Origin of the sequence: Myxococcus sp. CA040A (genome assembly GCF_013336725.1) — a bacterium.
GTDB lineage: Bacteria > Myxococcota > Myxococcia > Myxococcales > Myxococcaceae > Myxococcus > Myxococcus llanfairpwllgwyngyllgogerychwyrndrobwllllantysiliogogogochensis.
The window spans coordinates 544,006-568,887 of sequence record NZ_JABUMR010000008.1 but is presented as its reverse complement, the minus strand read 5'-3'; the positions used below and the strand labels follow the sequence as shown (position 1 = coordinate 568,887).

The following is a 24,882-nucleotide window of genomic DNA, read 5'->3' as shown; positions in this document are numbered from 1 at the left end:
CCATGAGACACCTCCTTGGAATCGAAGGCTGGCGCCGGGACGAGCTCGAAGCAGTGCTCGACAGGGCGCGCGCGCACCTGCCTGGTGGTCCAGACGTCACCCACACCCTGCGCGGCAAGGTGGTCGCCAACCTCTTCTTCGAGGACTCGACCCGGACGCGCACCTCGTTCCACATGGCCGCCAGAGGCCTGGGCGCCGGCGTCCTCAACTGGAGCCCGTCCGGGTCGTCCACCTCGAAGGGCGAGACGCTGCTGGACACCGCTCGCAACATCGAGGCGACGGGGCCTGTGGCCATCGTCATGCGCCACCGCTCGTCCGGTGCGCCCCACCTGGTGGCCAAACACGTCCGCTGCGCCGTCATCAACGCGGGGGACGGCACCCACGAGCACCCCTCCCAGGCCCTCCTGGACGCCTTCACCCTCCGTCAGCACTGGGGCAGCCTGGACGGCCGCACGGTGCTCATCGTCGGGGACATCCTCCACAGCCGCGTGGCCCGCTCCAACCTGTGGTGCCTGAAGGCCCTGGGCGCGCGAGTGGTCTTCTGTGGTCCGCCCACGCTGGTGCCCCCGGGGCTGGAGTCGCTGGGCGCCGAGGTGACGCACAACCTGGACGCGGTGCTGCCTCAGGCGGACGCGGTGATGTGCCTTCGCCTGCAGATGGAGCGCATGGGCGAGGCGTTCCTGCCCTCGACGAAGGAGTACTCGCGCCTGTTCGGCCTCACCCCGGCCCGAGAGGATCGGATGAAGGCGGGCGCGCTGGTGATGCACCCGGGCCCCATCAATCGAGGCCTGGAGCTGGCGCCCTCGGTGGCGGACGGGCCCCGCAGCGTCATCCTGGAGCAGGTTTCCAACGGCGTCGCCGTGCGGCGGGCCATCCTCGAGGTGTGCGCGTCATGAACTCCATGGTGCTTTTCCGGAGAGGGCGCGTCATCGACCCGCGCAACGGCGTCGATGGAGTCCGCGACGTCCTGGTGCGTGACGGCAAGGTGGCGGAGGTCTCCGACGCGCCGCTCCCCGTGCCCCCGGGCGCGGAGGTGGTGGAGGCCGCGGGACGCTGGGTGCTGCCGGGCTTCATCGACCTGCACGTCCACCTGCGCGAGCCGGGCGAGGAGGGCAAGGAGACCGTCCTCACGGGCTGCCGCGCCGCCGTGGCGGGAGGCTTCACCGCCGTCGTCGCCATGCCCAACACCAAGGTCGTCAACGACAGCGGGCTCGTCACGGAGCTGGTGCTGTCGCGCGCTCGCGCCGCCGGCCTGTGCCATGTGTACCCCGCGGGCGCCATCACCAAGGGCCTCAAGGGCGAGGAGCTGGCGGAGACGGGCGAGCTTGTGTCCTCCGGCTGTGTCGCCATCACCGACGACGGCCGCCCGGTGATGAACGCCGCGCTGATGCGCCGCGCGCTCCAGTACGCCACGCTCTTCGGAGTGCCCGTGATGGTGCACGAGGAGGACCTGACGCTGTCCGCCGGTGGCGCCATGCACGAGGGCACCACGTCCACGCGCCTGGGCCTGCGCGGCATCCCCGCCTCCGCGGAGGTGGCCATGGTGGCGCGAGACCTGGTGCTGCTCGAGGAGACGAAGGGCCGCCTGCACATCGCCCACGTGTCCTGCGAGGGCAGCGTGCGCCTCATCCGCGAGGCGAAGCGCCGGGGCCTGCTCGTCACGGCCGAGGCCACCCCGCACCACGTCATCCTGGATGACCGGGCGGTGGGGGACTACGACACCCACGCGAAGATGGCGCCGCCCCTGCGCGCGGACCGGGACGTGGAGGCGCTGCGCGAGGCGCTGGTGGATGGCACCGTGGACGCCATCGCCACGGACCACGCGCCCCATGGCGTGCTGGACAAGCAGGTGGAGTTCGAGAAGGGCATCAACGGCATCGTCGGGCTGGAGACGGCCCTGGGGCTGACGCTGGAGCTGGTGCACTCCGGGCTGTTGGGCGCGAAGCGGGCCGTGGAGCTGTTGACGAACGGCCCGGCGAAGGCGTTCGGCCTGCCGGGCGGTCACCTGGCTCCCGGGGCCCCGGCGGACATCACCGTGGTGGACCCCTCGGAGGAGTGGACGGTGGATGCCCACCGGTTCTATTCCCGCAGCCGGAATACGCCCTTCCATGGCCGTAAGCAGAAGGGCCGCGTGGTGCAGACCTGGGTTTCTGGCCGGAAGGTGTTCTCCGACGGCCAGGTGAAGGAGTCACGGTAATGACGAAGCGGGCAGTGCTCGCCCTGGCGGATGGCACCACCTTCGAGGGCCGTGCCTTTGGCTCGGTCGGCGAGACGGTGGGTGAGGTGGTCTTCAACACGTCCATGTACGGCTACCAGGAGATCCTCACGGACCCCTCGTACGTCGGGCAGATCCTCACCATGACGTACCCGGAGATGGGCAACGTCGGCGTGACGCCGGAGGACGAAGAGGCCGGCAAGCCGCACGCGGTGGGCATGGTGGTGCGCGCCCTCGCGAGCCAGCCGTCCAACTGGCGCGCGCGCGAGTCGCTGGATGCGTACCTCAAGCGCCACAACGTCGCAGGAATCGAAGGGCTGGACACCCGCCGCCTGGTGCGCCACCTGCGCACCCATGGCGCGCAGATGGGCGTCATCTCCAGCGAGGGCCTGTCTCCGGCCGCGCTGTCGGAGCGCGCTCGCTCGGCGCACGGGATGGAGGGCCTGGACCTGGCCAGCGGCGTGTCGGTGAAGACGCCGTACACGTTCACCGCGCCCTCGCCGGACGTCTTCACCGGCATTGGCGAGGCCCACCCCCAGGGCGACCCGCGCTTCGACGTGGTGGCCTACGACTACGGCCTCAAGAAGTCGATGCTCCACTTCCTGGTCGACGTGGGCTGCCGCGTGACGGTGGTGCCCGCGCACACCACGGCGGAGGAAGTGCTGGCCCGCAAGCCCCACGGCGTCTTCCTGGCCAACGGCCCCGGAGACCCGGCGGCGGTGAAGGGCGCGGACCGCACCGTGGCGGCGCTCCTGGGCAAGGTGCCCGTGTTCGGCATCTGCCTGGGCCATCAGATCATGGCGCTGGCGCTGGGCGGCCGGACGTACAAGATGAAGTTCGGCCACCGTGGCGGCAACCAGCCCGTGAAGGACCTGACGACGGGCAAGGTGGAGATCACCGCGCAGAACCACGGCTTCGCCGTGGACGACGCCAGCCTCAAGGGCAAGGCGGTCGTCACGCACATCAACCTCAACGACGGCACGGTGGAGGGCCTGGCCGTCCCAGATGCGCGGGCCTTCAGCGTGCAGTACCACCCCGAGGCCTCTCCCGGCCCGCATGACGCACGCTATCTCTTCGGTCGCTTCGCGAAGCTGATGGCGGGGTAGGATGACCGACCTTCTATGGACTCCCCGCTGTCACCGCTCTCCTACCAGCCGTACCTGGACCAGCTCATCGCCTTCGGCAGCGTGGAGTCGCGGAAGGCGGACCTGCTCGAAGCCAAGGCGGAGTACTTCCGCCTGACAGGCGAGGTCTTCGAGGACGACAAGCTCTTCGAGCTGCGCATGGCGTCGTTCCTCGACTACTACCTCTATGACCGCGTCTCGCCTGGAACGGGCAAGACGCCGGCCGTGGAGTTCTACGAGCAGCGCCTGGCGAACACCTCGCCCGAGGAGTCCAACGCCTTCCGCAGCTTCACGGAGACGGTCCACGGCATCTTCGAGGTCCGCAAGCTGGGCAAGGGCCTGGTGCGCCTGCGCGACATGTACTCGGGCAAGGACTTCGACGTGACGGAGCGGCGCAACATCGCCGGGCTGGAGACGGGCGACATCCTCGAGGCCCGCCTCATCCCCTTCGGTGGGCACCTCCTATTCACCTCTTCCTTCTGCTACCACCCGCGCGCCGCGGTGAAGTCCATCAAGGCCGAGGTGAAGCGCCGCAAGAAGAAGGAGCCGGAGCGCACGCCCAACGAGCTGGTCTGGGAGTGCGCCCGTCGCGCCCTCAACATGGAGCGCTACCGTCAGCTCGCCGTCGAGAAGATCTACGACTTCGAGCAGAAGGTGCTCTGAGTGACGACGTCCACCGCGCTCACACGCGGTGGATGCTCATCAGATTGGTGTTGCCCGGTACGTTGAGCGGCACTCCCGCCACCACGACGACGGGCGCGCCCACCTGGCAGATGCCTTCGCGCAGGCACAGCTTGCGCACCTGCCGCAGCATGGCGTCCGTGGACCTCACGCGGGGCACTTGGAGTCCCGTCACGCCCCAGTACAGCGCCATGCGGTTGACGGCGGCCTCGTTCGGCGTGAGGGCGATGATGCGCGCGTGGGGCCGGAACTCGGAGATGAGGCGCGCGGTGTGGCCGCTCTCCGTGTACGCGACAATCGTCTGGATGTTGAGCTGGCCTGTCGCCGCCACCGCCGCCGCCGCGACGCCCGTGCCCAGGTCCTCCGAGCGCTCGAAGGGGGAGTGGTGCTGGTGTCGCACCACGCCGCGCTCCGTCTCCTCGACGATGCGGGCCATGGTGGACGCCGCGTCGATGGGGTAGCGCCCCGCGGCCGTCTCGCCGGACAGCATCACCGCGTCCGCGCCGTCCAGGATGGCGTTGGCGACGTCCGACACCTCCGCGCGCGTGGGGCGCGGGTTGCTCACCATGCTCTCCAGCATCTCCGTGGCGACGATGACCAGGCCGCCCATCTGGTTCACCACGCGCACCATCCGCTTCTGGATGGCGGGCAGTTGCTCCAGGGGCATCTCCACGCCCAGGTCCCCACGCGCCACCATGATGCCGTCCGCGGCCCGGGCGATGGCTTCGAGCTGGTCCACGGCCTGGGGCTTTTCAATCTTGGCGATGAGCGGCGTCTTGTTCTTCGCCACGTGCTTGCGGGCCCGGTGGATGTCGTCCGCCGTGCGCACGAAGGACAGCGCCACGTAGTCCACGCCCACGTCCTGGCCGAACGCCAGGTCCACCTCGTCCTTGGGCGTAATCGTGGGCACGGACATGGGCGAGCCCGGCAGGTTCAGCCCCTTGTGGTCCTTGAGCAGGCCGCCGATCTCCACCTCGCAGAGGACGTCCTGGCCGGCCACCTTGCGCACGCGCAGCCGCACCCGGCCATCATCCAGGAGGATGGCCTCTCCGGGCGCCACGTCCTTCGTCAGCGACTTGATGGGGGTGGGGATGATGGAGCCCTGGCCCAGCACCGCGCGCGTCGTCACCGTCACGCGCTCGCCCGGCTTCACCGTGAGCTGTCCACCCTCGAACTTTCCGAGGCGAATCTTGGGGCCCTGGATGTCCTGGAGGATGGCCACCGGCAGCTTCAGCCGCTTGGCCGCCTTCCGGATGAGGGCCACCCGCTGGCGGTGCTCGTCGTGCGTACCGTGCGAGAAGTTCAACCGCGCCACGTTCATCCCCGCGCGGATGAGGCCTTCGATGACCTCCAGGGAGCTCGATGCGGGCCCCAGGGTGCAGATGATCTTCGCCTTGCGCATATGTGCGCGCATCCTAGGCGGCGGGGTGCGTGGCTTGACAGTCTCGCGCCCGGGAGACTAACTCTTTGCCCCAGGCGCGGTGCCGACCCCCGGGTTGGACCCACGCCAGCGTCTTGCAGGCACTCGATGTTCGAGAGAGAAAGCCCGGCTTCCCTGGGAGGGGGGGCCGGGCTTTCTCGCACCTGTCGATGGCTCTGCTCGCCCCCGGCTCGAAGCCTAGAGGTCTATCTTCTTGCCGGTGCCCTGCGGCGCGCCGAGCGGCGGGTGGCCAGGCGGAAGGGCCTCCGCGTCCATGTCGATGGGCGGATTGCCGGGCGCGGGCATCCCAGGAGGCGGCATCGGGGCGGGCTCTTCCATCTGTCCGCCAGGGCCACTGCCACCCACGCCGGGCCCGCCCTTCTGGAGGGATTCAATCTCCTCGCGGCTGATGCCGGCCAGCGTCAGCACCTTGCGCGTGACGCGGATGCGGGCGTGGCTGGTGAGGGCCATGGCGATGGAGTCCGACGGGCGGGCCTCCAGCGTCATCTTCTTCGCACCCTGCTCCAGGAACACGCGGCCCGAATAGACGTTGTCGCGCAGGTCGTCGATGCGGACCTCCGTCACCTTGGCGCCGAGCTGGTCGACGACGTCGTCCAGGAGGTCCTGGGCGAGCGGCTGGGGCGGCTCGCGCTCCGCCAGTCGGAAGGCGATGGAGACGGCGGAGGCCTCATCCACGAAGACGGGGAGGACGACCTGGCGGTCCTTGGTGGTGAGCACGACGGCGTGCGTCTGGGCCTCCACCAGCGGGACGACGTCCTGCACCTCCAGTTCGACCAGCTCGTTGCAGGCCTTGGGGTCGCCTCCGTGCTCGGTGATGCACGGTTGCCCGGAGTCGCCCGGGAGTGTGGCCGCGATGGCCCCGGGAGCACTGAAGGCGGGGAGCATCAGCACCCCCCCGAGCGCCAACAACAGCGCCGACAGGGGGGCGAAGAAGAAAGTGGCGCGGTTGGGTGTTCTCACACCCTGAAACTACGCACCCGCCACCCTGTCGGGAGGGTAGCGATTCAGCCCGGTTGCCCTGGACGGCGGGAAACGGCCGCCCGGAGGGCAAGGGAGCGGACGTCAGGGACGCTCGTCCTCATCCTCGTCGTCGTAGTCCTCGTCGTCCTCGACGTCCTCGTCTTCATCCTCGTCGAGGTCGTCGTCCTCGTCGTCGGATTCCTCATCCTCCTCTTCGTCCTCTTCGTCGATCGTGTCCGCGACGTCCTCCGACTCCAACGTCATGGAGACGGCGAACTTCTTGTCGAGCACGGCGATCTGCGCGCGCATCTCCGAGAGCGCGGCGACGAAGTCCTCCGAGAGATTCGCGGGCGCTTTCGCGTCGCAGTGAGGACAGATGATCTTCTCCGTCCCCTCGATGAGGTCTTGAACGTCAAGCTCGAAGCTTGCCTCGCACTTCTGGCAGGTGAAGTCGATGCTCATGGTCGGGCGCGGCATACAAAGCCATCCAACCAGCTGTCAACGTCCGCGAACCGGGGGCGTGGTCGGGACGCCCCTACATCCGCTAACCTTCGTCGGATGGACCTCCCGAAGACGATGGTGCATGCCCTCCATGACCGGGCCGCGCAGCAGGAGCATCGGCCGGCCCTCTGGACCCGCCGGGGACACGGCTATGTTCCCACCTCCTGGTTCGAATATGCCCAGCGGGTCAAACGCTTCGCCCTCGGCCTGAGGACGCTCGGGTACGGGGAGGGCCAGCCGCTGGGCATCATCAGCTTCAACCGCGAGGAGTGGCACGTCGCGGACCTGGCCGCCATGGCGCTGGGAGGCGTCCCGGTAGGTCTGTACACCACCAGCGCGGTGGAGCAGCTCGAGTACATCCTGGGCCACTGTGAGGCCACCGTCCTCGTCGTGGAGAACGAGAAGCACCTGCGCACCGGCCTCGCCCTGCGAGAGCGCCTGCCCAAGCTGCGCCACCTCATCATCCTGGACGCGCCGTCCACGCCGCTGCCGGAGGGTGTCCTGCGCTACGCGGACGTCCTGGAGAAGGGCACGGGGGTGGACGACAAGCCCTACTGGGACAGCGTCAACGCGCTGAAGCCGGAGGCGCTGGGCACCCTCATCTACACCTCCGGAACGACGGGCCACCCCAAGGGGGTCATGCTCAGCCACTACAACCTGTCCTGGACGTCCCGGCAGCTCATCACCGCCGTGGACTTCAAGCACCAGCAGGACTCGGTCATCATCTCCTATCTGCCGTTGTCCCACATCGCCGAGCAGGTCATCTCCCTGCACTGCCCGCTGATACTGGGCATCCAGGTGTACTTCGCGGACTCGGTGGAGGCGATGCCGGCGAACCTGAAGGACGTGAGGCCCACGTTCTTCTTCGGCGTGCCGCGCGTGTGGGAGAAGTTCAAGGCCAAGGCGGAGGAGGGGTTGCGCGGCCAGCCCCCCATGAAGCGCCGCATCGTCTCCTGGGCCCGGGGCGTCGCCTCGGAGCTGCATGCCCGCGCCCAGCGCCACGAGCGCATCCCGGTGCTCCTGGAGGCCCAGTACCGGCTGGCCCAGCGGCTGGTGTTCGAGCCGCTCAAGACGCGCATCGGCATGGAGCGGGTGGACTTCTTCGCCACGGCGGCGGCCCCCATCGGCCGGGACGTGCTGGAGTTCTTCGCCTCCATCGACATGTTCATCCACGAGGTGTGGGGGATGACGGAGGTGGCGGGCCCGGGCACCGTGAATACGCGCGAGGCGGCCCACCTGGGCACCGTGGGGCGCCCGCTGATTGGCGTGGAGGTCCGCATCGCCGAGGACGGGGAGATCCTCGTCAAGGGCGGCAACGTGTGCATGGGCTACTACAAGAACCCGGAGGCCACCGCGGAGCTGCTGGAGGGCGGGTGGCTGCACACCGGTGACGTGGGCCAGCTCGACGGCGAGGGCTACCTCCACATCACCGGCCGCAAGAAGGAGATCATCGTCACCTCCGGCGGGAAGAAGACGGCGCCCGGCAACATCGAGGAGCTCATCAAGTCCCTTCCCGGCGTGGGCCACGCGGTGGTGGTGGGCGAGCGGCGCAACTACCTGGTGGCCCTGCTGGCGCTGGATGCGGAGAAGTGCCGCGCCCTGGCCCAACAGAAGGGCTGGCCCGAGGACCTCAAGACGCTCTCCCAGGACGCGCGTCTGCGCCAGCTCATCCAGGAGGGGTTGGACCGCGACATCAACCCGAAGCTGTCCCGCTTCGAGTCGATCAAGCGCTTCGTCATCCTGGAGCAGGACTTCACCGTGGACGCGGGCGACCTGACGCCCACCCTGAAGGTCCGCCGCAAGGCCGTGGAGCAGAAGCACGCCGGGCTCATCGAATCGATGTACGCCGAGTCCACCGCGGCCCAGACGGGCTGAAGCGGGGCGGTGCGGGCGACCCCGAGGCGCTGGGGTCGCCAGGTGGGCCCGCAAAGAGAAAGGGGCGGGGAACCTCGCGGTCCCTCGCCCCATCTCACTTCATGCCCAGGGGTGTGAGGACAGGCCTCCTACTTCACGGCGCGCTTGTCCATGGCGACGTAGTCGCGGCGCTTCTGGCCCGTGTAGATCTGACGGGGACGCGCGATCTTCTGCTCGGAGTCCAGGACCATCTCCTCCCACTGCGCGCACCAGCCCACCGTGCGGGGAATGGCGAAGAGGACGGGGAACATCTCGGCCTGGAAGCCCATCGCCTCGTAGATGAGGCCGGAGTAGAAGTCGACGTTGGGGTAGAGCTTGCGCTTGACGAAGTACTCGTCCTGCAGCGCGATGCGCTCCAGCTCCACGGCGAGCTCCAGCAGCGGGTTCTTGCCCGTCACCTCGAAGACCTCGTCCGCCACGCGCTTGATGACCTTGGCGCGCGGATCGTAGGACTTGTAGACGCGGTGGCCGAAGCCCATCAGCTTCTTCTCGCCCTCGCCGCTCTTCACCGACTTGATGAAGTCGGGGACCTTGGAGACGTGGCCAATCTCGCGGAGCATGCGCAGCACCGCCTCGTTGGCGCCGCCGTGCAGCGGACCGTAGAGGGCGCCGATGCCCGCCGTGACGGCCGAGTACGGGTCCACTTCCGACGAGCCCACCGTGCGCACGGACGTCGTCGAGCAGTTCTGCTCGTGGTCCGCGTGGAGGATGAAGAGCACGTCCAGCGCGCGCTCCAGCACCGGGTGGACCTTGTAGGTCGTGGTGCCGATGCGCTTCACCATCGCCAGGAAGTTGGCGACGTAGGACAGGTCATTGTCCGGGTAGATGTAGGGCAGGCCCATCGTGTGCCGGTAGGAGAACGCGGCGAGCGTGGGCATCTTGGCGATGAGCCGGGTGATCTGGATGCGACGGCTCAGCTCATCCTTGGTGTTCTTCGCGTCCGGGTAGAAGCTGGACAGCGCCGCCACGGTGGAGCCCAGCATGGACATGGGATGCGCGTCGTAGCGGAACCCATCCATGAAGGACTTCACGTTCTCGTGCACGAACGTGTGGTGCGTGACGAGATGGACGAACTGCTCCAGCTCCTTCGGGGTCGGCAGCTCTCCGTTCAGCAGGAGGTAGGCGACCTCCAGGTAGCTGGACTTCTCGGCCAGCTGCTCGATGGGGTAACCGCGGTACTCCAGGATGCCTTTGTCACCATCGATGAAGGTGATGGCGCTCTTACAGTTCGCGGTGTTGAGGAACGCCGGATCGTAGCCCATGAGGCCGAAGTCGTCGTCCCCGACCTTGATCTGTCGGAGGGCGTTGGTGCGAATACAGCCGTTCTCGACCGGGACCTCGTACGTCTTGCCGGTCCGATTGTCGGTGATCGTCAGCGTGTCCTTGGGCATGGGCGGAGATTTCACAGGGCGCAGATCGCTTTCAACAAAAAAGAACGATAAGTCGGATGGGGAGACACTGATGGTTCCTACGGCTGCTCGGAAATACGTGCTCCCGAGCGGGACAGCTGCCGCCAGAAGCCCGGAAAACTCTTCTCGACACACTCGGGGCCGGTCAGGACGAGGGTCGCTCCGGACAGCACGCTGAGCGTCGCGGCCGTCATCGCCAGGCGGTGGTCACCCCGGCTGTCCATGGTGAACCGGGCAGGAGGGGCCGCGGGAGGCGTCAGGTGGAGGATTTCCCCCTGGAGCTCCGTCGTCCCTCCGTAGGCGCTGACCAGGTCTCGGATACCTTCCAGCCGGTCGCTTTCTTTCAATCGGAGAATTCCGACGTCCGTCAGCGTGGAAGGCGCGGGGAGCACACAGGCGAGCGCCGCCAGGGTTGGCAGCAGGTCCGGACACTCCTTACCCGAAGCCCGCAAGCCTCCCGCCGGGCGGCCCGTCACCTTCGACGTGTGCGCCGGACCTGTCGGCGTCGTCCCCAGGCCCACCTGCTCGATGAGGCGGAGGATGGCCTGGTCCGGGTGGGCGCTGGCCGCGTCGGCTCGTTCCACCGTGCCCCCCGCCTTCCAGGCGATGAGCAGCAGGTAGCCCAGCGAGGACCAGTCCCCGGGGAGCGAAGGGACGCTCGGAGGGGGCGTGTAGCCAGAGACGGTGTATTGGGAGTCGGACTTCTGGACCTCGAAGCCGAAGCGCTCCAGCCACGTGAGGGTGAGATCCAGGTAGCCGGCGCTCGTCAGCGTGCCTTCGATTTCGACGCTCCACGCCCGGCGCTCTCGCAGGAACAGCGCGGCGCAGCCCAGGAGCAGGCTGGACGCGTACTGGCTGCTCTGGTCGCCGGGCACCCGGAAGACGGGCGACACCTTCGAGGTGTCCGTTGGCGCGGACAGTTCCACGGGCCAGGGCTGGCCCTCGGTGAGCGTGAGCCCCGCGGGACCGAGTGCGTCCTTCAGCGAGGTGAAGAGGGGACCGTGGGGACGCTCACCCAGGCGAGGCGTGCCGGTGAGGCGCACGCGAGCACCCGGCGTCACCGCGACCTGGGTGGCCAGGATGCGGAAGGGGGCGCCCCCGTCCGCGCAGTCCACGTCGCGCACGGGCCCGGCGGGCAGCCGCAGGGCTTCCACGCCCCGGCGCAGCACTCGCACGTCGGCCGGGAGGTCCTCGTCCGACTCGGCCTGGACGGAGGGCAGGGGCCAGGCGCCGGTGAGGTGACCCAGCACCAGGGCGCGCTGCGCGTCCGACTTGGAGACGGGCGGGGTGAGCGGCGAGGCCACGAGGTGGCTCGGGTCCAACAGGATGCGACGGGTGCTCATGCTCACGGGCGCACCGCCTTCGTCCACGCCGGCCACAGCTCGCGCCACGTGGAGGCGGCCACGTCGCGGACCTCGGTGGCGCCGATGGCCGTCAGGAGCACCATGCGCAGCTCGCCCCGGGCCCCGGCCTTCTTGTCGGCGTCGAGCAGCGTGGCGATGTCCTTCAGCGATGGGCGCCGCAAGAGGCCGGCGACTCGCTCACGGTCGAGGACACCCGGGCCGTCGATGAGGGCGCGCTCGACCTCGGCGGCCACGGGCTCCGGGGTGACGCCCAGGTGGCGACCGACGTCCAGGGCCAGGAGGATGCCCAGGCCCACGGCGTCACCGTGGGACAGCTTGAAGTGGGACACGCTCTCCAGCACATGGCCGAAGGTGTGGCCGAAGTTGAGCACCCGGCGCAGGCCCTTGTGTTCGTACGGGTCCTGCTCGCAGACGCTCTCCTTGAGGCCGCGCGCGTCCTTCACCAGCTTCTCGAGCGCGGGAGGCTTGCGCAGGTAGCGGCGGAAGAGGGCCGCATCCAGGCTGATGACCATCTTCCACGCCTCGAGCGAGCCCTCGCGCACCTGTGTCGGCAACAGCGTGGCGAACAGCTCCGGGCAGAGCCACGACTCCTCGGCGTAGTGGAAGACGCCGGCGGGGTTCTTCACCACGCGGCCCTTCACGGTGAGGTCCACCGCGCCCTTGCCGCCCAGGCTGCTGTCGACGGCGGCGAGCAGTGTGGTGGGCACCTGCACCAGCCTCACACCGCGCTTGAGCAGGTGCGCGGCGACGGTGGACACATCGCCCACGGTTCCTCCGCCCACGGCGAGCAGCGTGCCGGAGCGCGGCAGGGACAGCCCCGCGGCGAGCACCTTCTCCAGGGCCTTGAAGCTCTTCGCGCTCTCTCCGCCCACGAGCTGGACGATGGCGCGAGGGTTCTGCGCCTCCAGCGCGGGGATGAGTCCCGGGTGGAGCCGGGCGACGGTGCGATCCACCACCGCGAGGCTGCCTTCAGGAAGGCGTTTGGCGAGTCTCGAAAACGGACCCCAGCGGTCGTTGGGAGGACGGTAGGCGCCGGGAGGGTAGGGGCTCATAGGGTGTTGGGGCGTGCGTTCATCTGTTGGACGAGGTCTGCGATGACCAGTGACACCATGGACTCCAGCACCGGAACGGCGCGGGGCATGATGCACGGATCGTGACGGCCACCCTTCGCGTGGTCCGCCAGCGTCGCTGGGGGTTTGAAGAAAGCGCGGACCTGGAGCGGCTCACCGTTGGTGAGGCCTCCCTGGATGCCGCCGTAGACGTCCTTGACGGAATGGAACTGGGTGCCCGGCTGGCCAATGCGCTGGAGCAGATCCGGCGGACCCCAGACGACACCCGTGATGGCGCCCACGCTGCCCAGCGCCTGGGCGATGAGCGCCTTGATCTTCCCGAAGATGGGCTCGCCCAGTCCCACGGGCAGCCCCTCCACGCGGATGTCGATGGAGCCACCGAGACTGTCGCCGGCCTCCTTCGCGGAGAGGATGCGGCGGGACATCTCCTCGCGGACCGCCTCGTCGGGGCAGCGCGTGGGGTGCGCATCCACCATGGCGCGCGTGAGGCCCGGCGCGGGCACGGAGGCGATGAGGTCACCGACCTGGGACACGTACGCGACGGTGCGCACGGTGGGCATGTCCCGCTCCAGATAGGCCTCAGCGATGGTTCCGCCGATGACACGGCAGAGCGTCTCGCGTCCGCTGGTGCGACCGCCGCCGCGGTGGTCCCGGTGCTTGTAGCGCTCGCGCCACACGGCGTCCGCGTGGCCGGGCCGGTCCACCTGCTTGAGCTGCTCGTAGTCGCCCGAACGCTGGTTCGTGTTGCGCACCATGGCGGCGATGGGCGTGCCGAGCGTCTTGTCCTCGAAGACGCCGGAGAGGATCTCCACCCGGTCTGGCTCGTTGCGAGGCGTGACGAGGGCGGACTGGCCCGGGCGGCGCCTGTCCAACGCGGCCTGGAGGCGCTCTTGCGTGAGGGGCACGCCCGCGGGGCAGCCATCCACCACCGCGCCGAGCGCGGGGCCGTGGCTCTCACCAAAGGTCGTCAAACGGAAGAGGACTCCGAAGGTGTTCATGTCGCGGTCTCCCAAAGCTGTCGCTGCCGCCGGGCCTGCGCGACGAACCACGCCGCACCCAGCAGGACCGGGGTGCCGCCGCGCCGCGTAATCTCCGCCGCGATGCGTCGGCCGGGCGCACCGTATGCGATCACCGCGACGCGTGCTCGCTCGAATCGCAGGGAATCCGGCGGCTCCACATGGACCGGCCAGGTCCAGACGCCTGCGCCGGTGAGGGGTGCCTGGATGTCCGCCCGACGAAGGATGCGCAGGGCTTCACCGCGCTCGGTCGCCACGGTGCGCAGCGCGGACGTGGCGCCTCCGTCACCGAGGACGAAGACCTCCGTCGAGCCCAGGCGCTCCAGCACCTTCCGGGCGCCCTCGGTGTCCGTGTTGAAGGACTCCCACCGGGCGCCTCGACGGACCAGGGTGTTGATGGCGTCCAGTGACGAGCCCGTGTGCCGCGCCAGTGGCATCTTGAACGGGCTGGTGACGGCGAAGCCCGCGTAGTGGGGCAGGAGCGAGTCCAAGAGGGCCTCGACGGGGCCGTCCGCGGGAATGTCGATGCGATCAAACGGCTGCCGGTGGATGCGAGGCGAGCGCGAGTGGGCGATGGACATCCCGAAGATGCCCAGCCGCAGCGGGGCCGGCAGTGTGGTGCGGTCCGCGCCGCGCCACTCCCGAACCACGTCGTCGAGGAGTCGCTGTCCCGGCGCAGCGGCCCAGGAGCCGCCAGCGGCCACGTAGTCGAGCATGTTGTTCCGGGCGAGCACGGCGCGCGCGGGCAGCGCCACCGCGCCCATGCCGAGCACCGTGACACGCGTCACTCCGAACCGGTCCGCCAGCCTGCTTTGCGTCTCCAGCAGGGTGCCGACATGGTCTGGATGAGTCATCGGCTCCACGTGTTTCACCAGCGCGTCAGCGGGCACGTCGCGTTCCCACAACCGCAAGGCTTCGTCGGTGGTGAGCTGTCGGTCCGCATGGTGCGACGCGAGCAGCTTGCCGGAGGGAGCATCGAGCGAGCCCTGGTGCCCGGTGGCATCCATCAAGTCCCGGTCCACGCGCCACGCGGCGGTGACCCATGCGGACGGCAGCGGCTTGCCACGCTCGGACACGAGCAGGGGGAGGACGGCCGCGAGCGCGGCTGGGTCCACGGCCTCAGGGGCATGCAGGTCCGTGCGAATCTCCAGCACGTCGGCGCCGCGACGCTGGCACTCCCGGGCGAAGTGGACGGCGTCAGTGCCGAGCAGGGTGGGAGGCAGCGTCACGACACGCCGTGCGGGCGTCACGGGGACTCCTCAAGATGGAGGCAGCCCCGGAGGAAGTCCACCAGGGCGATGGTGGGAACGCGGGCGTGGAGGGCCTCGCGCTCTTGGAAGACGGAGGAGAGTTCCTCCTCCAGGGAGAGGCCCGGACGCAGCCGGGGTCGGGTCCGGTCGTGGAGCAGTCGCTCCCGGTAGGTCTCGAACGTCACCGGGATGAGCAGGGTGAACATCCCCTCCAGCGCGTCCGGGTGGTGCGAGAGGAAACCGCCGCCCACCGCCACGAGGGTTCCGGAGGGAAGCTCCAGGAGCGCGCGGCGCTCGGCGGCGCGGAACTCCGTGGGCGCCTCCGCGACCCACTTGCGCAGCGGGCGGCCGTGGGTCTGCTCCAGGTGGGTGTCCAGGTCCAGGCCCCGCCGCGCGAGCAGTCCGCCGACTCGGGGCAACAACGTGGATTTGCCCGCGCTGCGATGGCCACACAGCACCACCGTCTGTCCCGCGGCCGGGCGAGGCGTGGGCCCCGGACGCGCGACGGCTTCTCTCAGCGTCGGCGCGAGCCGGGGATCCACTGAGTTGAGGACATGCTCGACGAGTCTTCTCTGGCCTTCAGCGGACGATGCCGACATACACGTTCGCCGTTCCGAACATCAGCGGATGCGCGCTTCGCTCCGCATATGCGCCGGACTGGTCCATCAGCGACAGGAAACGGTCTCCGGCGGGGAAGGCCGCCGAAGTGCGGGGCAGGTACTCATAGGCCGCGCGGTTGCCGGTGAGCAGGCCGCCAATGGCCGGCATCACCGTCTTGCTATAGAAGCGGAAGAGCGCTCCGAAGACGCCGTTGGGCTGACCGAACTCCAGCACCACGACGCGTCCGCCCGGCTTCACCACGCGCCCCATCTCGCTGAGGCACTTCACCGGGTCATCCACGTTGCGGATGCCGAAGGCGATGGAGGCCACGTCGAAGCTGTTGTCCGCGAAGGGCAGCGCCATCGCGTCGGCGACCTGGAAGTCCACCTGGAGGCCCGCCTTGGCCGCCTTCGCGGGGGCGCTCTCCAGCATCTCCGGGCAGAAGTCCGTGCCGACGACGCGGCCGTTGCTCCCCACCTTCCGCTTGAAGACCAGCGCCAGGTCACCGGTGCCGGAGGCGCAGTCGAGGACGCTGTCGCCTTCCTTGGCCCGGCTGAGACGCACGGCCGTCCGACGCCACAGGCGGTGGATGCCGAACGACAGGACCTCGTTCGTCACGTCGTACCGCGTGGCGATGGAGGAGAACATCTGACGGACTTCGGTACTCATCGCGCCCTCACGACCTGGGCCGGAATCTCCGGCCGCCAAAGGTGTCGGCCCACCGCGTCTAGCACGGCTGGCAGCCGCTGCATCAACGTTTGAAAGCGCTCCGGCGTCAGGGCCTGTGCCCCATCGCACAGCGCCTGCTCCGGCTTCGCATGGACTTCAATCAACAACCCATCCGCCCCCGCCGCCGCCGCCGCCAGGGACATGGGGAGGATGAGCTCCACCTGTCCCGTCGCATGCGAGGGGTCGACGATAACGGGCAGGTGCGTGCGCTGCTTGGCCCAGGCGACGGCGGCCAGGTCCAGCGTGTTGCGCATCTCCGTCTCGAACGTCCGGATGCCCCGCTCGCACAGGAGGACCTGCTCGTTACCGCCCTCGAGGATGTACTCGGCCGCCAGCAGCCACTCTTGAACGGTGGCGGACAGCCCCCGCTTCAGCAGCACCGGGCGGCGTATCTTGCCCAGCGCGCGCAGCAGGGAGAAGTTCTGCATGTTTCGCGCGCCCACCTGGAGGATGTCCGCGGACTCCGCCATGAAGGGAATCTGCGCGGTCTCCATTACTTCACTGATGATGGGCAGCCCGTGGCGGCGCCCGGTGTCGGCCAGCAGTTGCAGCCCCGGCTCCCCCATTCCCTGAAACGCGTAGGGACTGGTGCGAGGCTTGAACACGCCACCTCGGAGGACATGGGCGCCCGCCTGAGCCACGGCGGCGGCGGTCCGGTCGACCTGCTCCACACCCTCCACGGCGCAAGGGCCAGCCATGACGACGAACCCCGGGCCGCCTACCTCCACGCTGCCCGCACGCACCCGCGTCCCCTCGGGTCGGAACGCTCGGAGCACGCGCCGCGCACCCGTGTCCTTCCCGGCGTTCGCCGGCACGGATTCGTCTGGCTGCTTGCCTCCCACGAGCCCTCCCATCCACCGAGTTCAAGAGGTTTTGAACTCCTTGGTGCATGTATAGCCGAGATGGCTTAGAAGACAACCGAAGGTGATTTCAGGGCAGTCGCGGATGAGGACCGCTGATGAAGACGCTCAATCCCGTTGAGGGCCAGCGCTGGGTGGCCGGAATGATGCCCCTGGCGGCGGTGGATCCACTCTCCGGAGCGGATTCGCTGGGCGTTCCGACGGTGTATTGGGAGCGGCCCCTGGCTCAAGAAGCGGCGGCGGGGTGGGGCGAGGCGGCGGTGGTGGAGGCCGCTGAGTCCGGGCAGGTGCCCGCGGTGCTCACCACCCTGGCCGCGACGTCCTTGCGCTGGCTGGGCGCGGTTCCCGACATTCTTCCGGGCCCCTGGTTCGGTGGGATTCGCTTCGGCGCGACGGGCCTGCCGGATGAGGCCTGGGCGGCGCATGGCGTGGCGCGCTGGACGCTGCCGGAGGTGCTGGTGTGGCGCACCGGGAGCGGGCTGGCGGTGGCGGCCTTCGCGCCCGAGGGACGTGGCGGCGAGGACGCGGTGCGCTCGCGGCTGGAGCGGGTGTGCGCGCGCTTCTCGGAGGCGTACCGACACGCGCGGGGCGGTCCGGTGGACCTGTCACAGACCTCGTCGCGTCCGGAGTTCGAGGCGCGGGTGGAGCGTGCGCTGGAAGCCATTGCTTCGGGGCAGCTCCAGAAGGTGGTACTGGCGCGCGCCGTGGACGTGGAGGGGCCGGCGCCCTTCGACGTGGTGGACGTGCTGGCGCGCCTGCGGGAGCAGAACCCTCGCTGTGCCACCTTCTTGTTTCGAGCGCCGGACGGGACGTGCTTCCTGGGCGCGACGCCGGAGACGCTGTGTCGGGTGGAGGGGCGGGTGCTGGAGACGGAGGCGCTCGCGGGGACGGCCGCGCCACATCAGGCCGAGGGGCTGCGGGGGCAGGACAAGGACGTGCGCGAGCATGAGGCGGTGGTCCGCTACATCCTCGCGACGCTCCGGGGGCTTGCGGCCGACGTACGAGCCGACGCGGAGCCCCAGTTGTTGACGTTGAAGAACGTGGTGCACCTGCGCACGGCCATTCGCGCGGAGCTTCGCGAGGGTGTCTCGGCCGCGCAGGTGGTGGGGGCGTTGCATCCCACGCCGGCGGTGGGTGGCACTCCGCGCGAGCGAGCGCTGTCCTTCCTGGTGGAGCACGAGGGACTGGACAGGGGCTGGTACGCGGGGCCGGTGGGTTGGGTGGGGCCGGGGCGTGCGCACCTGATGGTGGGGTTGCGCTCGGCGCGGGTGCGGGGCTCGCGGGCCCGGCTGTTCGTGGGTTGCGGAATCGTGGCCGGCTCCATCGCGGAGGCGGAGTGGCGGGAGACGGAGATGAAGAGTCTGGCCGTGTTGCGTGCGTTGGGAGGCGGGGATGTCGGGCGACAGTAATCTCAACCTGCTGTGGGCTCGCGCGCTCGTGGAGGAGTTGGTTCGCGGTGGCGCGCGGCACGCGGTGGTGTGCCCGGGCTCGCGCTCCTCGCCGCTGGCGATTGCGTGTGCTCGCGCGGAGGGCCTGCGCACCTGGTCCGTCATCGACGAGCGCAGCGCCGGGTTCTTCGGGCTGGGGCTCGCGAAGCAGTCACGCGCACCAGTGATTCTCGTGGCCACGAGCGGCACGGCGGGCGCGCATTTCTATCCCGCGGTCATCGAGGCCTCGCTGTCCCAGGTGCCCCTGATCGTACTCACGGCGGACCGCCCGCTGGAGCTGCAGGGGTGGGGTGCGGCGCAGACGGTTCCCCAGGCCCGCTTCTATGGCGAGCACGCGCGCAGCTTCACGGACGTGGGCGTCCCCGAGGCCAGTGACGTGGCGCTGATCCACCTGCGCGCGACCGCCGCCCGGGCAGTGTCCACCGCGCTGCGCGCGCCGCGGGGCGCCGTGCAGCTCAACGTCCCCTTCCGCGAGCCGCTCGCGCCCGTGACGGAGGCCTTCGGTGAGGAGCGCCTGTCCGCGCTGTCGAAGGCGGGCCGCGTGGGTGCGCCGCTCACGCGAATCGTGCCTCCTACTCCGATGCCGGATGCCGCGGTGCTGGAGTCGCTGCGTCAGCGCATCGCCGCGACGGAGCGGGGTGTCATTGTCTGTGGTCCTCGCGACGAGGCGGACGGGTTCGCCGACGCCATCTCCGCGCTGTCCCAGGCCACGGGCTACCCCGTGCTCGCCGAGGCGACGTCCCAGGCGCGTTATGGCGGTGGGCCGCTCACGCTCTCGTATTACGACGCGCTGTTGCGCCACGCGCCCTTTGCTCGGACGCACCGCCCGGAGCTGGTGTTGCGCTTCGGTGGCGGGCTGACGCCCAAGTCGCCGCAGCAATGGGTGGAGGCGTCGGGCTCGGACGTCGTCCTCTTCAGTGATGGGGGCGCGTTGTTCGACCCGACGCATCGCGCGTCGACGGTGGTGGAAGGCTCGGCGGTGGCGGCCTGCGCGGCGCTGGCGAAGGGACAGACCCGGGGCCCGGGACGGTGGGCGCAGGGCTTCCTCGCGGCGGAGCGACTGGCGCGAGGCGCGCTCGAGGCCGCCTTCGCCGAGCGGCCCGACCAGCTCAGCGAGCCGCGCATCGCCCGCGAGGTGGTGGCCGCGCTTCCCGCGGAGGCTCCGTTGTTCGTCTCCAGCAGCATGCCCATTCGCGACGTGGATGCCTTCGCTCCGGCGGGTCCCGTGCCGCTGCGGGTGCTGGCCAACCGTGGGGCGAATGGCATCGACGGCATCATCTCCAGCGCGCTGGGCATGGCCGCGGCGGCCTCGCGTCCCGCCGTGCTGCTCACGGGTGACCTGGCGCTGCTGCACGACGTGGGGGCCTTCGTCACGGCCGCGCGCGCACGGGTGCCACTGACGGTGGTCGCCGTGAACAACGACGGCGGCGGCATCTTCTCGTTCCTGCCCATCGCCCAGGCGGCGAAGCCGGACGAGTTCGAGACGCTGTTCGGCACCCCGCACGGCGTGGACCTGTCGCACGCGGCGGCGCTGGGCGGAGCGCGACTGCACCGGCCGACGACGCCCTCCGCGTTGCGGTCGGCGGTGCGTGAAGGGCTCGAAGGCGGCCTGCATCTCGTGGAGGTGCGTGTGGACCGGGCCGCCAACGTGGATGACCATCGGCAGCTCTTCGCGAGGATGGCCGCCGCACTCGGAGACGGACCATGGGCGTGACACTGGCCTACGAGACGTGGGGAGAAGGCTCCCGGCCCCTCGTGCTGCTGCACGGCTTCACCGGCAACCGGGCCTCGTTCAATGGACTGCGTCCGCTGCTGGGGCGCTCCGTGCGAGCCATCGCGGTGGACCTGCCAGGGCATGGCACCACGCCGCTGCCCGAGCGACAGGGCCGCGACGGCTTCCTGGAGACGGTGGACGCGCTGGTGGCCCTGGTGGACTCGCTCGGCGCGGGCACGGTGGATTTGCTCGGATATTCGCAGGGTGCGCGGGTGGCCCTGGCCGCGTCCGTGCGTGCGCCGGACCGGTTCGGTCGGCTCATCATGGAGAGCGGCTCGCCGGGGTTGCATCGACGTCAGGAGCGTTCCGCGCGACGCGAGGCGGACGCGCAGCTCGCGGCGTTCATCCGCGCCCGGGGTGTGGACGCCTTCGTGGAACGCTGGGAAGCGCTGCCCCTGTTCGACAGCCTTCGCACCATGCCCGAGGAGCGCCGTGACTCGCTGCGCGCGCACCGTCGAGGCTGCACCGTGGAGGGGCTCGCCGGCGCACTCGAGTGCCTGGGGCTTGGAGTACAACCGGATTACTGGTCGGAGCTTCATCACCAGCGACTGCCCACGTTGCTGCTCACGGGAGCGCGGGACGAGAAGTTCACGCAGACGGCGCGCAAGATGGCGACGGAGCTTCCGGTGGTGTGGCGACATGCCTTCTCGGATTGCGGCCACGCGCCGCACCTGGAGGCACCGGAGGACTACGTCCGGGAGGTGCTGGGCTTCCTCCAGACGCCCTGGTTCGAGGCGCCCCAGTTCGAGGCCGTTGCTCCGGTGGCGAGTTCAGGGAGGGTGAATCCGTGAGTACGTCCGTCGCTGGAGCCCCCGTGGCGATGGCGAAGCCTCGGCCCACCGTGAAGACGTGGTTGCTGGCGGTTCGTCCCAAGACACTGACGGCGGCGCTGGTGCCGGTGCTGGTGGGAACGACGCTCGCGTTCGGCCTGGGAGTGGGGCGCATCGTCCCGGCCCTCGCGGCGCTCCTGGGCGCGGTGCTCATCCAAATCGGCACCAACTTCATCAACGACTACTACGACTTCAAGAAGGGCGCGGACACGCACGAGCGACTCGGTCCGGTGCGAGTCACGCAGAGCGGGCTCATCGCGCCGAGCACGGTGCTCGTGGGCGCGGCGGTCTGCTTCGCCCTGGCGACGGCCGTGGGGGCGTACCTGGTCGCGGTGGGCGGCTGGCCCATCGTCGCCATCGGGCTCGCGTCGCTCCTCTGTGGCTACGCCTACACGGGTGGGCCGTTTCCCCTGGGCTACAACGGCCTGGGCGACCTCTTTGTCTTCATCTTCTTCGGGCTCGTCGCGGTGACGGGGACCTTCTACGTTCAGGCCGGCACGGTGCATCCGGCGGCGTGGTGGGCGGCGATTCCGGTGGGCGCGAGCGGCACCATGCTCATCGTCGTCAACAACCTGCGGGACGTCACCACGGACGTGAAGGCGGGCAAGCGGACGCTGGCGGTGCGCTGGGGGACGACGGCGGGGAAGGCCGAGTACGTGCTGCTGCTCCTGGCCGCCTTCGCCACGCCCATCGCGATGTTCGTGCTGGGACTCGCCGGACCCTGGGTCTTTCTGTCGTTCCTGAGCCTGCCCCTGGCGGTGCCGCCACTGAAGCGGGTGCTGCGAGAGCAGGGGGCGGCGCTGAACCCGGCGTTGGGGGGGACCGCGCGCTTCCAACTCTTCTTCGGCGTGCTGTTCGGCCTGGGCCTGTACCTGCGATGATGTGAGTCCATGCGTATTGTTCAGGCGACGCTGACCCCGCTGCGGTTGGAGCTGCTCCAGCCCTTGAAGACGGCCCGAGGCTCCTACTCCGCGCGCGAGGGCTTCCTCGTGAGGCTCGAGGATGAGGACGGGAATGTGGGACTCGGAGAGGCGATGCCGCTGCCGGAGTTCGGCACGGAGTCCTTGTCCGTGTGCGGCGAGGTGCTGGGGGCGTGGCTGTCGTCGCTGAAGGGCCAGCTCCTGGGCGACTCGGTGCGCGCGGTCGAGGACACGTTGTCTCCCTTCCCGCCGACGGTGGCGCGCGGCGAGGGCGTTCGTGTCCGGGCCCGTCATCCCGCGCCGCCGGGCCCCGTGCCCGCCGCTGAGCATGCGCTGGAGCTGGCCCTGTTGGACCTGCTCGCGAAGCGCCAGGGCGTGCCGCTGTGCTGGCTGCTGGCCGAGGAGTCGCGTCCCGAAGTGCTGGTGAACGCGCTGCTGAGCGAGGAGTCGCCGGAGGCACTGGCGGAGGAGGCTCGGCGTGCGGTGGCCGAAGGTTACGGGACGCTGAAGCTGAAGGTGGCGACGCGTTCGCTGGAGGCGGACGAGCAGCGCGTGAAGGCGGTGCGCGAGGCCGTGGGGCCGGACGTGAAGCTGCGGTTGGACGCGAATGGCGGTTGGTCCGAACCGGACGCGAAGCGCGCGCTCGACAAGCTGGGCTGGTACGGCCTGGAGTTGGTGGAGCAGCCAACGCCGCCGGAAGACCTGTCGGCCCTGTGGCGTGTGCAGCGAAGGGCGCCGTGCATGGTGGCGGCGGACGAGTCGCTCGGCTCACCGGAGACGCTGCGTGCGCTGCTGTCGGTGGATCCGCTGTTGGGCGGTGGACCGGCAGTGGGCGCGGTGGTGCTCAAGCCGATGGTGTTGGGTGGACTGCTCCCCGGACTCGTGGTGGCGATGCGGGCCGCGCGGTTGGGAATGCAGGCATATGTGACGAGCTCGCTGGACGGCGTGGTGGCCCGAGCGGGCGCCGCGCACCTCGCGGCCGCGCTGCCTTCGGGGTCGCTGGCCTCGGGGCTCGCGGTGGGGCGTCTCTTCGCGCATGAGCCCGCCATGCATGAGTACCAGCCCGTGCACGGGCGCATCCGTCTTCCGGAGTCGCCTGGACTGGGCCTGGATGCCGGGGTGGTGGTGTGACGAAGTTCGGGTGCCCCATTCGCGAAGGGGCCTCGCGTCAACCGGACGCGGAGGCACTCACCTTCGCGGGGCGCTCCTGGAACTACGGCGCACTGGATGCGGAGGTGCGTCGGTGGGTGGCCGCGCTGGAGGCTCGCGGAGTTGGCAAGGGCCATCGCGTCTGTGTGCTGGCGACGAATCACGCGGCCTGTGTGTTCCTCTTCTGGGCACTGGGCCGTGTCGGAGCCGTGCTGGCGCCGCTCAATGCGCGCCTCACCCGCGTGGAGTTGGAGCCCCTGGCCCAGGATGTCGAGCCGGGTTTGACGCTCGCCCTGGGGACACTGCGTGAGCGGCTTGTCGGCGCGGAGGTGTTGGAGACCTTCGTGGCCGAGGCTTCTTCCGACACGTGCGTGGAGCTGGAAGAACACGAGCCTCGGGTCGTCCTCTTCACCAGTGGGACGACGGGAAGGCCCAAGGGCGCGGTGCTGACGGAGGGGAACTTCCGGGCGTCGTCGCGCGGGTCCGCGGCGAACCTGGGAGAACACCCGGCGCCCCGTTGGCTCGGGACGTTGCCGCTGTTCCATGTCGGTGGCCTCGCGATGCTGACGCGCACGGCGTACGAGGGAGGCTGTCTCGTGCTGCACGAGCGCTTCGACGCGGAAACCACGAGTCGTGCCATCGACGAGGAGAAGGTGTCTCACGTCAGTCTCGTCGCCACCACGCTGGAGCGGGTGCTGGATGTCCGTGCTGGGCGACGGGTGCCTGAGACTTTCAAGGTGGCGCTGATTGGCGGAGGGCCGGTGCCCGTGCCCTTGCTGGAGCGGGCGCGCGCCGTGGGCTTGCTCGCACTCCAGACGTACGGGCTCACCGAGGCGTGCTCGCAGGTGACGACCGAGCGGCCCTCCGAAGCGGATGGTCGGACGGCGGGTCCACCGCTCCCGGGGATGGAGGTTCGCATCGTCGGTGAGCGCGGCGAGGTGCGAGGCCCCGGGCAGGAAGGGGACATCGAGGTGCGCGGGCCCACGGTGATGGCGGGCTATTGGCGCAGGCCCGAGGCCACGCGTGAAGTCTTGCGAGAGGGCTGGCTGCGCACGAAAGACCTCGGTGTGCTCGACGCACGGGGCAGGCTCACGGTGCTGTCGCGCCGCACGGACCTCATTGTTCGGGGCGGTGAGAACATCTACCCGGCCGAGGTGGAGGCGGTGCTCGCCAATCATCCCTCGGTGCAGGAGGCCGCGGTCGTCGGCGTGGCAGACCCACGCTGGGGCGAAGTGCCCGTGGCTTTCCTCTCGCTGCGCGTGGGGCAGTCGCGTCCCGAGGTGGAGGCGATGGAGGCCTGGTGCCGTCAATCGCTCGCGGGCTTCAAGTTGCCCGCTCGGTTCATCTGGGTGGATGCCCTGCCACGCAATGCCATGGGGAAGCTGGAGCGCTCCTCGTTGCGCAAGGCCGCCGAGGACTGAACGCGGCGCTCTTCACACCCCTTCGCCGAAGTTCGGCGCGTGACACTGGGCGTCCTGGTGAGAACCCGGTAGTCTGAGGTGGGAGTGGATTGATGTGTCAATCAATCGTGAGACAAACCGCTTTCGCCAGAGCCCTTCCCTCGGATGGGAGCTTTCGTGAGGCCCCTTGAAGGGACCGTTCACTTGCTCACCCTTGACGAGGGGGC

At 69.6% G+C, this 24,882-nt stretch carries 22 protein-coding genes; 11 read left to right on the top strand and 11 right to left on the bottom strand.

Going from position 1 to position 24,882, the window contains the following annotated elements; translation table 11 throughout:
* The first annotated feature begins 2 nt into the window (after positions 1–2).
* Genes HUA75_RS35065 through HUA75_RS35050 form a run of 4 tightly spaced genes read left to right on the top strand, consistent with a single transcriptional unit; the run spans position 3 to position 4,002 of the window.
* Positions 3–896 (top strand): aspartate carbamoyltransferase catalytic subunit, encoded by an 894-nt coding sequence (locus tag HUA75_RS35065; protein ID WP_141646426.1) that lies wholly within the window; start codon positions 3–5, stop codon positions 894–896.
* On the top strand, positions 893–2,197 hold the full coding sequence (locus tag HUA75_RS35060) for a dihydroorotase (protein ID WP_174488845.1): 1,305 nt from the start codon (positions 893–895) through the stop codon (positions 2,195–2,197). The genes HUA75_RS35065 and HUA75_RS35060 overlap by 4 nt, the downstream gene beginning before the upstream one ends.
* Complete coding sequence (carA, locus tag HUA75_RS35055) at positions 2,197–3,321, top strand: glutamine-hydrolyzing carbamoyl-phosphate synthase small subunit (protein ID WP_141646428.1); 1,125 nt, start codon at positions 2,197–2,199, stop codon at positions 3,319–3,321. The genes HUA75_RS35060 and carA overlap by 1 nt, the downstream gene beginning before the upstream one ends.
* Positions 3,322–3,336: 15 nt before the next feature.
* The gene (locus HUA75_RS35050; protein ID WP_141646429.1) at positions 3,337–4,002 is read left to right on the top strand and encodes a hypothetical protein; all 666 of its coding nucleotides are present in this window, start codon (positions 3,337–3,339) and stop codon (positions 4,000–4,002) included.
* Between the two features lie 19 nt (positions 4,003–4,021).
* Here HUA75_RS35050 and pyk read toward each other — a convergent pair whose 3' ends face one another.
* From pyk to HUA75_RS35035, 3 genes are all read right to left on the bottom strand, one after another.
* On the bottom strand, positions 4,022–5,422 hold the full coding sequence (gene pyk / locus HUA75_RS35045; protein WP_174488844.1) for a pyruvate kinase: 1,401 nt from the start codon (positions 5,420–5,422) through the stop codon (positions 4,022–4,024).
* A 216-nt stretch (positions 5,423–5,638) separates the two neighbouring features.
* Complete coding sequence (locus HUA75_RS35040) at positions 5,639–6,346, bottom strand: bifunctional nuclease family protein (RefSeq protein WP_141646440.1); 708 nt, start codon at positions 6,344–6,346, stop codon at positions 5,639–5,641.
* Between the two features lie 177 nt (positions 6,347–6,523).
* Positions 6,524–6,898 carry a hypothetical protein gene (locus tag HUA75_RS35035; protein ID WP_181791072.1) on the bottom strand — a complete coding sequence of 125 codons (375 nt, stop codon included), beginning with the start codon at positions 6,896–6,898 and terminating at the stop codon, positions 6,524–6,526.
* Positions 6,899–6,997: 99 nt separating this feature from the next.
* On the opposite strand from HUA75_RS35035, the gene HUA75_RS35030 reads away from it, so the two are divergent.
* Entirely contained in the window at positions 6,998–8,797 is a 1,800-nt protein-coding gene (locus tag HUA75_RS35030; RefSeq protein WP_254627911.1) for a long-chain fatty acid--CoA ligase, read from the top strand.
* A gap of 128 nt (positions 8,798–8,925) precedes the next feature.
* Here HUA75_RS35030 and HUA75_RS35025 read toward each other — a convergent pair whose 3' ends face one another.
* The 8 genes from HUA75_RS35025 to aroF all read right to left on the bottom strand — a co-directional run bounded on the left by HUA75_RS35025 (position 8,926) and on the right by aroF (position 17,116).
* Positions 8,926–10,227 carry a citrate synthase gene (locus HUA75_RS35025; RefSeq protein ID WP_174455329.1) on the bottom strand — a complete coding sequence of 434 codons (1,302 nt, stop codon included), beginning with the start codon at positions 10,225–10,227 and terminating at the stop codon, positions 8,926–8,928.
* Between the two features lie 77 nt (positions 10,228–10,304).
* Complete coding sequence (locus HUA75_RS35020; protein WP_174488842.1) at positions 10,305–11,588, bottom strand: 3-phosphoshikimate 1-carboxyvinyltransferase; 1,284 nt, start codon at positions 11,586–11,588, stop codon at positions 10,305–10,307.
* A 2-nt stretch (positions 11,589–11,590) separates the two neighbouring features.
* Positions 11,591–12,661, bottom strand: a complete 1,071-nt coding sequence (locus HUA75_RS35015; RefSeq protein ID WP_174488841.1) for a 3-dehydroquinate synthase family protein — start codon at positions 12,659–12,661, stop codon at positions 11,591–11,593.
* Positions 12,658–13,677 carry a chorismate synthase gene (aroC, locus tag HUA75_RS35010; RefSeq protein WP_141646432.1) on the bottom strand — a complete coding sequence of 340 codons (1,020 nt, stop codon included), beginning with the start codon at positions 13,675–13,677 and terminating at the stop codon, positions 12,658–12,660. Before aroC ends, HUA75_RS35015 begins: the two co-directional genes overlap by 4 nt.
* Positions 13,674–14,945 carry a shikimate dehydrogenase gene (locus HUA75_RS35005; RefSeq protein WP_174488840.1) on the bottom strand — a complete coding sequence of 424 codons (1,272 nt, stop codon included), beginning with the start codon at positions 14,943–14,945 and terminating at the stop codon, positions 13,674–13,676. The genes aroC and HUA75_RS35005 overlap by 4 nt, the downstream gene beginning before the upstream one ends.
* Positions 14,942–15,487 carry a shikimate kinase gene (locus HUA75_RS35000; RefSeq protein WP_371746262.1) on the bottom strand — a complete coding sequence of 182 codons (546 nt, stop codon included), beginning with the start codon at positions 15,485–15,487 and terminating at the stop codon, positions 14,942–14,944. The genes HUA75_RS35005 and HUA75_RS35000 overlap by 4 nt, the downstream gene beginning before the upstream one ends.
* A gap of 37 nt (positions 15,488–15,524) precedes the next feature.
* Positions 15,525–16,214 carry a bifunctional demethylmenaquinone methyltransferase/2-methoxy-6-polyprenyl-1,4-benzoquinol methylase UbiE gene (gene ubiE, locus HUA75_RS34995; protein WP_141646435.1) on the bottom strand — a complete coding sequence of 230 codons (690 nt, stop codon included), beginning with the start codon at positions 16,212–16,214 and terminating at the stop codon, positions 15,525–15,527.
* Positions 16,211–17,116: a 3-deoxy-7-phosphoheptulonate synthase gene (gene aroF, locus HUA75_RS34990; protein WP_371746261.1), complete on the bottom strand. Its 906-nt coding sequence runs from the start codon at positions 17,114–17,116 to the stop codon at positions 16,211–16,213. Before aroF ends, ubiE begins: the two co-directional genes overlap by 4 nt.
* Before the next feature lie 116 nt (positions 17,117–17,232).
* On the opposite strand from aroF, the gene HUA75_RS34985 reads away from it, so the two are divergent.
* Genes HUA75_RS34985 through menE form a run of 6 tightly spaced genes read left to right on the top strand, consistent with a single transcriptional unit; the run spans position 17,233 to position 24,676 of the window.
* Complete coding sequence (locus HUA75_RS34985; protein WP_174488838.1) at positions 17,233–18,543, top strand: isochorismate synthase MenF; 1,311 nt, start codon at positions 17,233–17,235, stop codon at positions 18,541–18,543.
* On the top strand, positions 18,527–20,296 hold the full coding sequence (menD, locus tag HUA75_RS34980; protein WP_174466568.1) for a 2-succinyl-5-enolpyruvyl-6-hydroxy-3-cyclohexene-1-carboxylic-acid synthase: 1,770 nt from the start codon (positions 18,527–18,529) through the stop codon (positions 20,294–20,296). Before HUA75_RS34985 ends, menD begins: the two co-directional genes overlap by 17 nt.
* Positions 20,287–21,147, top strand: a complete 861-nt coding sequence (menH, locus tag HUA75_RS34975) for a 2-succinyl-6-hydroxy-2,4-cyclohexadiene-1-carboxylate synthase (protein ID WP_174488837.1) — start codon at positions 20,287–20,289, stop codon at positions 21,145–21,147. Before menD ends, menH begins: the two co-directional genes overlap by 10 nt.
* Positions 21,144–22,067, top strand: a complete 924-nt coding sequence (locus HUA75_RS34970) for a 1,4-dihydroxy-2-naphthoate polyprenyltransferase (RefSeq protein ID WP_371746260.1) — start codon at positions 21,144–21,146, stop codon at positions 22,065–22,067. The genes menH and HUA75_RS34970 overlap by 4 nt, the downstream gene beginning before the upstream one ends.
* 9 nt (positions 22,068–22,076) lie before the next feature.
* The gene (locus tag HUA75_RS34965; RefSeq protein WP_174488836.1) at positions 22,077–23,237 is read left to right on the top strand and encodes a mandelate racemase/muconate lactonizing enzyme family protein; all 1,161 of its coding nucleotides are present in this window, start codon (positions 22,077–22,079) and stop codon (positions 23,235–23,237) included.
* The gene (menE, locus tag HUA75_RS34960; protein WP_174488835.1) at positions 23,234–24,676 is read left to right on the top strand and encodes an o-succinylbenzoate--CoA ligase; all 1,443 of its coding nucleotides are present in this window, start codon (positions 23,234–23,236) and stop codon (positions 24,674–24,676) included. The genes HUA75_RS34965 and menE overlap by 4 nt, the downstream gene beginning before the upstream one ends.
* Positions 24,677–24,882: the final 206 nt, after the last annotated feature.

Coding starts and splice junctions, on each gene's coding strand:
- HUA75_RS35065 (WP_141646426.1), top strand. CDS start 3: ATGAGACACCTCCTTGGAATCGAAGGCTGGCGCCGGGACGAGCTCGAA.
- HUA75_RS35060 (WP_174488845.1), top strand. CDS start 893: ATGAACTCCATGGTGCTTTTCCGGAGAGGGCGCGTCATCGACCCGCGC.
- carA (WP_141646428.1), top strand. CDS start 2,197: ATGACGAAGCGGGCAGTGCTCGCCCTGGCGGATGGCACCACCTTCGAG.
- HUA75_RS35050 (WP_141646429.1), top strand. CDS start 3,337: ATGGACTCCCCGCTGTCACCGCTCTCCTACCAGCCGTACCTGGACCAG.
- pyk (WP_174488844.1), bottom strand. CDS start 5,422: ATGCGCAAGGCGAAGATCATCTGCACCCTGGGGCCCGCATCGAGCTCC.
- HUA75_RS35040 (WP_141646440.1), bottom strand. CDS start 6,346: ATGCTCCCCGCCTTCAGTGCTCCCGGGGCCATCGCGGCCACACTCCCG.
- HUA75_RS35035 (WP_181791072.1), bottom strand. CDS start 6,898: ATGCCGCGCCCGACCATGAGCATCGACTTCACCTGCCAGAAGTGCGAG.
- HUA75_RS35030 (WP_254627911.1), top strand. CDS start 6,998: ATGGTGCATGCCCTCCATGACCGGGCCGCGCAGCAGGAGCATCGGCCG.
- HUA75_RS35025 (WP_174455329.1), bottom strand. CDS start 10,227: ATGCCCAAGGACACGCTGACGATCACCGACAATCGGACCGGCAAGACG.
- HUA75_RS35020 (WP_174488842.1), bottom strand. CDS start 11,588: ATGAGCACCCGTCGCATCCTGTTGGACCCGAGCCACCTCGTGGCCTCG.
- HUA75_RS35015 (WP_174488841.1), bottom strand. CDS start 12,661: ATGAGCCCCTACCCTCCCGGCGCCTACCGTCCTCCCAACGACCGCTGG.
- aroC (WP_141646432.1), bottom strand. CDS start 13,677: ATGAACACCTTCGGAGTCCTCTTCCGTTTGACGACCTTTGGTGAGAGC.
- ubiE (WP_141646435.1), bottom strand. CDS start 16,214: ATGAGTACCGAAGTCCGTCAGATGTTCTCCTCCATCGCCACGCGGTAC.
- HUA75_RS34985 (WP_174488838.1), top strand. CDS start 17,233: ATGAAGACGCTCAATCCCGTTGAGGGCCAGCGCTGGGTGGCCGGAATG.
- menD (WP_174466568.1), top strand. CDS start 18,527: ATGTCGGGCGACAGTAATCTCAACCTGCTGTGGGCTCGCGCGCTCGTG.
- menH (WP_174488837.1), top strand. CDS start 20,287: ATGGGCGTGACACTGGCCTACGAGACGTGGGGAGAAGGCTCCCGGCCC.
- HUA75_RS34965 (WP_174488836.1), top strand. CDS start 22,077: ATGCGTATTGTTCAGGCGACGCTGACCCCGCTGCGGTTGGAGCTGCTC.